This window comes from Lacinutrix chionoecetis, from assembly GCF_053604665.1.
Genome location: NZ_JBSHNQ010000009.1, coordinates 1 through 383 on the forward strand (window position 1 = coordinate 1; position 383 = coordinate 383).

General features: G+C 46.7%; 1 protein-coding gene. It reads right to left on the bottom strand.

All coding sequences use genetic code 11. The annotated features are described in order from the left end of the window. The coding region (locus ACVC43_RS00045) for a hypothetical protein (protein WP_452222528.1) at positions 1–383 on the bottom strand (383 nt) is incomplete at both ends.

The window sequence follows — 383 nt, forward strand, 5'->3', positions numbered from 1 at the left end:
GCTGGTTGTGTTCCGGTTACTTCCCAAGCACAAGTCGTGTCGTTAAACGTTGCTGTTTCGTAACATGCTGTGGTTGGTTCGGTTGGTTGTGTTCCGGTTACTTCCCAAGCACAAGTGGTGTCGTTGAACGTTGCTGTTTCGTAACATGCAGTTGTTGGTTCTGCTGGTTGCGTTCCGGTTACTTCCCACATACATGTTGTATCATTAAACGTCGCTGTTTCGTAACATGCTGTTGTTGGTTCAGCTGGTTGTGTACCTGAAACTTCCCAAGCACATGTTGTGTCATTAAACGTTGCTGTTTCATAACAAGCTGTGGTTGGTTCTGCTGGTTGTGTTCCGGTTACTTCCCAAGCACAAGTCGTGTCGTTGAACGTTGCTGTTTC